The sequence below is a fragment of the Neisseria sp. P0013.S005 genome, from assembly GCF_051958425.1.
GTDB lineage: Bacteria > Pseudomonadota > Gammaproteobacteria > Burkholderiales > Neisseriaceae > Neisseria > Neisseria subflava.
The window spans coordinates 5101-14295 of record NZ_JBQCVL010000020.1 but is presented as its reverse complement, the minus strand read 5'-3'; the positions used below and the strand labels follow the sequence as shown (position 1 = coordinate 14295).

6 protein-coding genes are annotated in these 9195 nt (G+C 49.1%); 3 read left to right on the top strand and 3 right to left on the bottom strand.

What is annotated here, in order from left to right:
• On the top strand, nt 1-1050 hold a 1050-nt coding region (locus ACTHTA_RS10825; RefSeq protein ID WP_440379631.1), incomplete at its 5' end, for a YadA family autotransporter adhesin.
• A 238-nt stretch (nt 1051-1288) separates the two neighbouring features.
• Here the strand turns inward: ACTHTA_RS10825 and dusA are convergent.
• A complete protein-coding gene (dusA, locus tag ACTHTA_RS10820) occupies nt 1289-2293 on the bottom strand; it encodes a tRNA dihydrouridine(20/20a) synthase DusA (protein ID WP_372510617.1) in 1005 nt (334 codons plus the stop codon).
• 217 nt (nt 2294-2510) lie between these two features.
• Here dusA and ACTHTA_RS10815 point away from each other — a divergent pair, with 217 nt between their 5' ends.
• The gene (locus ACTHTA_RS10815) at nt 2511-3131 is read left to right on the top strand and encodes an L-threonylcarbamoyladenylate synthase (RefSeq protein WP_070749740.1); all 621 of its coding nucleotides are present in this window, start codon (nt 2511-2513) and stop codon (nt 3129-3131) included.
• Between the two features lie 57 nt (nt 3132-3188).
• Nucleotides 3189-4076 (top strand): integrase core domain-containing protein, encoded by an 888-nt coding sequence (locus ACTHTA_RS10810; RefSeq protein ID WP_440364471.1) that lies wholly within the window; start codon nt 3189-3191, stop codon nt 4074-4076.
• Between the two features lie 101 nt (nt 4077-4177).
• Here ACTHTA_RS10810 and pepN read toward each other — a convergent pair whose 3' ends face one another.
• Nucleotides 4178-6799: an aminopeptidase N gene (pepN, locus tag ACTHTA_RS10805; RefSeq protein ID WP_308888457.1), complete on the bottom strand. Its 2622-nt coding sequence runs from the start codon at nt 6797-6799 to the stop codon at nt 4178-4180.
• A 155-nt stretch (nt 6800-6954) separates the two neighbouring features.
• A partial coding sequence (locus tag ACTHTA_RS10800) for a YadA family autotransporter adhesin (RefSeq protein WP_440376366.1) occupies nt 6955-9195 on the bottom strand: 2241 nt, incomplete at its 5' end.

Sequence of the window (9195 nt, the reverse complement as noted above, 5' to 3'; positions counted from 1 at the left end):
GGCGCAACCGGCGACAAAGGCGAAAAAGGTGACACCGGCGTAACCGGCGCAACTGGTGCTAAAGGCGATACTGGTGCTACTGGCGCTACTGGTGCTACCGGCGCAACTGGTGCTACTGGTGCAACCGGCGCTACCGGCGCTACCGGCGCAACTGGTGCTAAAGGCGATACCGGTGCTACCGGTGCTACCGGTGCAACTGGTGCTAAAGGCGATACCGGTGCTACTGGTGCAACTGGTGCTACCGGTGCAACCGGTGCCAAAGGTGATACCGGTGAAAACGGTAAGTCTGCTGAAGGTAAAGTTGAGCGTGATGAAGCTAAAGGTACTTCTACCATTACTATCAACAACTTCGATAAAGACGGTAAAGTCATCTCTACTACTACTGCAACCGTGAAAGACGGTAAAGACGGTAAAGATGCTGATGGCACCTTCGGTCTGGTTGACGAGACTGGTACTACTGACGGCTCTATCTCCAAAAAACTGAATAACACTATTCAGATTAAAGGTGATGCGGGTACTAAAGTTCAAGTATTCGACAAAGCAACCGGTAAGACTTCAGAGAAAGAAGTTCAAAACATCTTCGTTAAGAAAGACGGCGATGCGCTGAAAGTCAGCTTGAACCCTAATCTGACCGTTAACAGTGTTACTACTAATGAACTGAAAGCAGGTCCTGTAACCATCAACCAAGGTGGTATCGATGCCGGCAACACTACTATTAAAAATGTTGCTCCAGGTAAGAACGGTACCGATGCGGTTAACGTTGACCAGCTGAACCAAAAATTCGGCGATGTGAACAGCAGTGTGAACAAGGTTGACAACAACGCCCGCGCAGGTGTGGCTCAAGCTCTGGCTACTGCCGGTCTGCCACAAGCTTACTTGCCAGGTAAGAGCATGCTGGCTATCGGTGGCAGTCACTACCGCGGTGAAACCGGTTACGCTATCGGCCTCTCTAGCATCTCCGATGGTGGTCACTGGAGCATCAAAGGTACTGCTTCCGGCAACTCACGTGGTCACTTCGGTGCTACCGTAGCAGTTGGTTACCAATGGTAATCTGACTTTCAGACGGCCTGAAAAGGCCGTCTGAAAAGACGAAGCAAAGTAAATGCGGCCTAATTTAGGCCGCATTTTTTTATGCTTAGATTATGTGTTGGTTTTATTCGATGAATTAATCGTTATAGTAGCTAAAGAGAAATGAATATATCTTTAGCAATCTGTTGCAATGTAAAAGGCCGTCTGAAACATCATTTGATGTTTCAGACGGCCTTTCATTTATTCACACTATACGCCATTAATCCCAAATATTTGCGCGTTCTACTTCTTTCCATGCGTCTAGAATCAGGCTGCCGTCGTTGTCTTTTAGCAAGGTGGCATCTGAGAGCATACGGCGCCAAGTACGGGCATTTTTTAGGCCGTGCATCAAGCCTAGTGCATGGCGGACGATGTGGCGCAGAATGGTACCGCGCCCTGAGGCGATTTGTTCGCGGCTGTATGCGTATAGCCAAGCTGCTAAATCAGCATATTGGATTGGCGCGTGTGTGTCGTTATAAAACAGTGCATCCCAATCGCGCATCAGCATCGGATTGTGATAAGCCTCGCGCCCGATCATGACGCCGTCTACAAATTTCAGATGTTCGGCGATTTCTTCGTTGGTGGTAATACCACCGTTAATCAAAATTTCCAAGTCGGGAAACTCTTGTTTCAAGCGGTAGACGTATTCATATTTGAGTGGCGGAACTTCGCGGTTTTCTTTTGGGGATAAACCGTCCAGCCAAGCATTACGCGCATGGACGATAAATGTGCGACAGGCTGTTTTTTCGCGAAGCGTTCCCACAAAATCTGCCACAACTTGATATTCTGTCTGTCTGTCTACGCCGATGCGGTGTTTGACCGTTACCGGAATTTCAACTGCATCCTGCATCGCGTTCAAACAATCTGCCACCAAATCTACATCATTCATCAGGCAAGCGCCGAAAGCGCCTTTTTGTACGCGTGGGCTGGGGCAGCCGCAATTTAGGTTGACTTCATTATAGCCATATGTCTCAGCCGCTTTGGCAGCGATTGCCAAGTCATGCGGATCTGAGCCGCCAAGCTGTAAAGCGACCGGTTGCTCGCCTTCGTTGAAACTCAAGAAGCGGTCTTTATCTCCGTAAACCACTGCGCCTGAATTGACCATTTCGCTATACAGCCAAGCATTGCGTGTAATTTGTCGCGCCATAAAGCGATAGTGTCTGTCTGTCCAATCAAGCATAGGTGCGACAGACAAGCGGCGGGAAGGTAGGGAAGAGGCAGACATTGAGATGACTTTCAAACAAAATAACGCATTATATAGCGTATTAAATTGACTTTCGATATCGGCCGGTAAATCAAAATGATATATAAGGTATCACTGGGTGCAGCTGTGTTGTAGCTGAGGCTAAATCCATTCATAGTGGTGGAAATCCAATATTCAGACGGCCAAATAAGTTTTAAAATGTCAAACAACAAACCATTAGAATGATAAGGAAAAGAACATGGCACAATTTTTCGCCATCCATCCCGATAATCCCCAAGACCGCCTCATCAAGCAAGCCGCCGATATTGTCCGCAGTGGCGGCGTTATCGTTTACCCTACGGATTCCTGCTATGCGCTAGGTTGCAAACTCGGCGACAAAAACGCGATGGAGCGCATTCTCACGATTCGCAAAATCGATCAAAAACACCATCTGACCCTGATGTGTGCCGATTTGAGCGAATTGGGTACTTACGCCAAAGTAGATAATGCCCAATTCCGCCAGCTTAAAGCAGCTACGCCCGGCAGCTACACCTTTATCCTGCAGGCAACCAAAGAAGTACCGAATCGCACGCTTCACCCCAAACGCAAAACCATCGGCCTGCGTGTTCCCAATAACGCCACCGCCTTGGCACTTTTGCAAGAATTGGGCGAACCTATTTTAAGTTGCACCCTCATGCTGCCCGAAGACGACGAGCCATTGACCGATCCATACGAAATCCGAGACCGTCTTGAGCATGCTGTTGATTTGGTTATTGATGGCGGCTGGTGCGGTACTGAGCCGACGACGGTTATTGATATGACCGATGGTACTGAGCTGATTCGTCAAGGCAAGGGCGATATTGCCGTATTTGGCTTGTAAAACCATTTGTAGAAACTAGTAGCGTTGTTTACAGTATTTCCAAGAGAATACTGAAACATGAACATGCACCAAAACACCCGTCTCACCCCGCACCACCGCCAAGCCATTTGGCTGGCCTACACGCAGGGGAAGGAAAGCGTCACCTCCCTGGCACGCCGCTACCAAGTCAGCCGCGTCACCATTTACCGCGCACTTAAAGCCGCAAGAGGCAGGCTGCTCAACCCCCAAACCAGTACCAACAACCGTTTCAAACAGGCAAAGTACGGAATGAAACGCCTGGCCAAGGTAGAACGCGGCATTCAGGAAAAACTCAAAAGGCAGGCCAAACGCTACAATAAATCCTACCCCGGAGAGCTGGTACATCTCGATACCAAACGGCTGCCGCTGCTCAAAGGGCAGAAAGTCACCGATAATCGGGATTACCTGTTTGTCGCCATCGACGATTTCTCAAGGGAGCTATACACCGCCATTTTGCCGGACAAAACCGCAGACAGTGCCGCCAAGTTTCTGACCGAACACCTGATTGATCCCTGCCCATACCTGATTGAGTGCGTTTACTCCGACAACGGTACGGAATATAAAGGCTCGGCCAACCATGCTTTCGGTGTAGCCTGTTATGAGAACGGGATTGGTCAAAAGTTTACCCGGGTTGCCCGTCCGCAGACCAACGGTAAGGCGGAACGGGTTATCCGCACCCTGATGGAGATGTGGCATGAGAAACAGTTGTTTGACAGTCCGGAACACCGGCGAAAGGAGTTGTGCCGCTTTGTTAATTTCTATAACACTGTGAAGCCGCACCGCAGTTTGAACGGCGATACGCCGTTTGAGGTCTTGCAGGCTTCATTCTCAACCTGTGGTGTAAACAACGCAACGTTTTCCTACAGCCTGTTTTATGCAGGCTCTTTTTTTATTCTTATTCACTATCCTCAACGAAAATTAATTTAAGCGTTGATATATAAAAAGGTCGTCTGAAACCAATCGGTTTCAGACGACCTTTAGTCTATCTATCCTTATTGCCAAATTACAATAAGTTCAACAGACAAGCTTTATTTTTCATTCAGAATCTTACCGACAATCTCGCCCACATCTTTGGACAAACCTTCTTGTGCATGAATGCGTTGCAATTCTTTGGTCATGACGGCTTTGCGGTTGGTTTCCAATTTGTTGCAGATGTTGAAAGCCTGCACCAATCGGGCGGCAACTTGCGGATTGAAGCGGTCTATCTCCATCACTTTATCAGCAACAAAACGGTATCCACTACCATCTTCTGCATGGAAGTGCGGAATATTACGACTGAAGCTCATCAATAAAGAACGGGCCTTATTTGGATTTTCAATACTGAACTTAGGATGATTCAAGGCCGTCTGAACTTGCTGTAAAGTATCTTTGCGGCGACTTGAGGCAATCAGGGCAAAATATTTGTCCATTACCAAAGCATCATCGGCAAATTTATCGGCAAATTGTGTCAACAAACGATCGCGGATTTCGCTTTCATTGCTGTTAATTGCGGATAAGATACCCCATTCGTGGGTCATGTTTTGCGCCATTGCTTCGTAATTCTCCGCAACGTGTTCGATATGCGCAGCGTCAGCACGAAGGATAAATGCCCTGCAAGCATTGCGCAAAGTACGCCAGCCGGCCAATTCCGGGCTGTATTCATAACGAACAGCAGCATCGGCTTGGTTTTCTTGCTCGGCAGCTTGACGGTTCAGCTCGCGCCATTGAGGCAGGAACTTGACGGCAACGGCATTGAGCAAGGCTTCACGCGCCTGATGAACCTGAATCGGGTCAATATTTTCTTCTTCCGCCCATACATCGGTTTCAGACGGCATTTGCAGCAAAATGGCACGGAATGCCGGATCAAAGTCACCGGAAACCACCAAAGCCAAAGCATCCATCAATGCTTTGTGTTCCGGCAAAGGACGGCCTTCCGCCAATGCCTGACGGTTGGCGTTAATGGCGCGATGATACAGGGTTTGAGCAGCCTCCCAACGGGCAAACTCATTTTCATCTGCCGCCAACAACGTGGCCAATTCTTGCTCGCTGTACGGATAGTTCAGGGTAACCGGTGCAGAGAAGTCACGCAACAGAGACGGGATAACCGGCTCATTGACGCCGCCCAACACAAAAGTCTGCTCGGCTTCAGTCAATACCAAAACCGCCTCTTTCACACGTTTGCCTTGATATTCAAACTCAACCGCTTCGCCTTTTTCGTTCAGCAAACCGGTTTTGACCGGAATCATCATCGGCTGTTTGTCCGCCATATCGGGCGTGGCCGGAATAGTTTGTTTGATGGTCAATTCAAACGCACCATCTTTCAGACGGCCTTGAGCATCTAAAACCGGCGTACCGGCTTGGCTGTACCACAAGGCGAACTGATCAAGATTGATACCGTTTGCGTCTGCCATTGCGGCACGGAAATCATCACAAGTCACAGCCTGACCGTCATGGCGTTGGAAATACAGCTTCATGCCTTTTTGGAAGCCCTCTTCTCCGAGCAAGGTGTGATACATGCGCACTACTTCCGCACCTTTTTCATAGACGGTCATGGTGTAGAAGTTGTTCATCTCTTCATAGCTGGCCGGGCGGACAGGATGCGCAGTCGGGCCTGCATCTTCAGGGAATTGGAACAAGCGCAGCATACGGACATTGTCGATACGGCGCACCACGCGGCTGGCTCTGTCGCCGGAAAACTCTTGATCACGGAATACGGTCAAACCTTCTTTCAGCGACAATTGGAACCAATCACGGCAGGTCACGCGGTTGCCCGTCCAGTTATGGAAATATTCGTGGCCGACAACAGATTCAATGCCTTCAAAATCGGTATCAGTCGCGGTACGGCTGTTGGCCAGCACAAACTTGGTGTTGAAAATATTCAAACCTTTGTTTTCCATCGCACCCATATTGAAATCGCCCACGGCAACGACCATGAAAATATCCAAGTCGTATTCCAAGCCAAAACGTGTTTCGTCCCATTTCATCGCATTTTTCAACGATTCCACTGCAAACCCGACTTTAGGTTTGTCTGTCTCAGTGGTGTAGAACTCGATTTTGACCTTACGGCCGCTTATGGTCGTAAAATAATCTTCCGTTACCGCCAAATCGCCTGCCACCAAAGCAAAGAGATAGCTCGGTTTGGCAAACGGGTCTTCCCATTTCACCCAATGACGGCCGTCTGAAAACTCGCCGCCATCGATTTTATTGCCGTTAGACAGCAACACAGGATAGCGTTTTTTATCTGCAACGATAGTGGTGGTAAATTTAGACATGACATCCGGACGGTCGATGTAAAACGTAATTTTGCGGAAACCTTCCGGTTCGCATTGGGTAAACAAATTGCCGCCGGAAGCATACAGACCCATCAGCGATTTGTTCTCAGCCGGCAGAATTTCGGTTTCTACTTCCAGCGTGAAGTTTTCAGACGGCACGCCGGCAATCGTCAGTTTTTCGTCTTCCAACACATAATCTACGGCCCGGCCGTTTACTTTCACAGACAGCAGTTTTGCCGAACCATCCAATACCAACGGCTCCCCTGCTCTTTCAGGTTGAACGGTCAGACTGGATTTGACGATGGTTTGCGGTTCTAAAATATTGAAATGCAGGTCGGTTTTCAGAATACGGTACGCTGGCGCAGCGTAGTCTTTCAAATAATGGATGGTTTTGCTCATTTGTTCTCTTTCAGAGTCATGCGGTAAATAGATGAAGCATATCGTTTCAGATAGTCTAAATTCAAGTGTTTTCAGAAAAAAAGGCCGTCTGAAACCTAAAATTTCAGACGGCCTCCCTATTCAGGCAGTAAATCTAGTTGCCTGTCATTGCCAACTTACCACTTATACAGCGCACCGACACCGACACCGACATGACCGTCGGTATTGGCCGAGAAGTTGCCTTTGACAATCCAGTTGCCGCCGTCACTCATCGCAGATACGCCGATAGCCATGGCAGACTGACCGCCGTAGTAGCCGCTGCCGACACCGATACCGGTCTCACCCGGACTGGTTACTTGCGGAATCGAGCCTTGGGCAATCGCACCGGCCACACCCGCGTAGGCTTTCTTACCTACTTGGTTGATGTTGTTCTGCAACTCGGTACCCAAACCAATCAACTGATTCACATTTGCCGCGTCTGTACCGTCTTTACCCGGAGCCACATTGGTAATGCGTTGGCCGCCGTTGTTCAGACCGACAGGAGACAGTTTGACTTGGTTGTTCGGATTGTTTTCAGTCGGTGCAGCGATGGTTACGCCATCGTTGTTGACCACGGTATTGCCTGCGGTCAGACCGTCTTTGTTCAACGCAACTTTATCGCCGACTTTCACGCCGTCGTTATTCATCACAGTATCGCCTGCTTTGAAGGTATCGGCATTCACTGTCTTCACGCTAATCTCGTCAGCTAACTTCAGTTGAGCACCACCGGCAACGGTTTCGCTGATGATATTGCTGTCGCCTTTAACGTTGATGGTGTCGCCCAATGCGTAGTTGTTGCTGCCGGTCGTACCGCCGAAGTTGATGCCTTTGGCGATAGTCGCAGCGTTGTTGGCTACGTTTTGGTTGGTTGCGTACAACTGGCTGCCGTTGACAGCATCTTTGCTGTTGGCGTTGATGTCGCCATCCGCTACGTTGGTTACTTTGTTGCCTGCATTGTCCAAACCGTCTTTAGTCAGGTTTACCTTACCTGCTTTCAAGCCGTCTTTGTTCAATGCAACATCATCACCAACTTTCACACCATCATTATTAACAGTAGTATCACCGGCTTTCACGCTGTCAACGTCCAAGTCTTTATCGGTAGCAACTTCATAAACAGTCTGACCTTTATCACCTGTTTTTTCAGTCACAACGATGTTCTTACCTTGAACGACTTCAGTTTTAGATGCCGTCGCAGCTTGTTTCAGTTGAGAAACATTAACCGCATCGGTGTCATCCGTACCGGCCGCAACGTTGGTAATCTTGTTGCCGCCATTGTTCAAGCCAGCTTTGGTCAGGTTCACATCGCCTGCTTTCAAGCCGTCTTTGTTCAATGCAACATCATCGCCGACTTTTACACCGTCATTATTCATCACGGTATCACCTGCGGTAACGCTGTCAACTTTCAGGTTTTTATCGGTAGCCACTTTGTAAATGGTTTGGCCATTGGCGCCGACATTCTGAGTAACAACAATGTTATCGCCTTGAACGACTTCGGTCTTAGCCGCAGCCGCAGCTTTGTTCAACTGAGCAACATTGACCGCATCAGTGTCATCCGTACCGGCCGCAACATTGGTAATCTTGTTGCCGCCGTTGTTCAAGCCGGCTTTAGTCAGATTGACATCGCCAACTTTCACGCCGTCAGTATTGACGGTGGTATCACCGGCTTTCACGCTGTCAACTGCCAAGTCTTTAGCCAATTTGACTTCCAACTTATCAGAGCCATTTGCTACAACACCGATATTGCCGTCTGAAAGTTTGGCTGCATCGGTTTGACCGCCAACAATATTCAGCTTCGTACCCGGTTTGCGTTCAACATCTTTGCCGCTGTCGCCGCCGAAAGTCAAAGGCAGATTGGCAGTTGTATTGACGGCTTTAATCGCATCATGGATGTTGTTCTCACCAGTACCGCCAATATCGGTCATGCTGATGTTGCCGCCATTATTGGCCGCATTGCCACCCAATACATTCACCAACTGATCTTGGGCTGCATTCAGCTGCTCTTCAGTCGCCGCACGTTTGCCTTGGGCAAAGTCGCTGCCACCCAAAGTCGTATTGCTCAAGCCGCTGACTTCACCTTTATTGCCATCGATTTTCACCGGAGCCGCTTGACCGACATTCAACACATCTGCCAGTTTCAGCTGTGCACCACCGGCTACGGTTTCGCTGATGATGTTGCTGTCGCCTTTGACATTGATGGTGTCGCCCAATGCGTAGTTTTTGCTGCCGGTCGTACCGCCGAAGTTGATGCCTTTGGCGATATTGGCGGCGTTGTTGGCTACGTTTTGGTTGGTCGCAAACAGTTGGCTGCCGTTCACGGCATCGGTACTGGTCGCGTTAACCGCACCTGCAGCGACGTTACCCAAGGTTACCGGGCCGCC

Bases quoted from the DNA above. Each gene is read 5' to 3' on its own strand.
- dusA (WP_372510617.1), bottom strand. From the start codon at position 2,293: ATGTCTGCCTCTTCCCTACCTTCCCGCCGCTTGTCTGTCGCACCTATG.
- ACTHTA_RS10815 (WP_070749740.1), top strand. From the start codon at position 2,511: ATGGCACAATTTTTCGCCATCCATCCCGATAATCCCCAAGACCGCCTC.
- ACTHTA_RS10810 (WP_440364471.1), top strand. From the start codon at position 3,189: ATGAACATGCACCAAAACACCCGTCTCACCCCGCACCACCGCCAAGCC.
- pepN (WP_308888457.1), bottom strand. From the start codon at position 6,799: ATGAGCAAAACCATCCATTATTTGAAAGACTACGCTGCGCCAGCGTAC.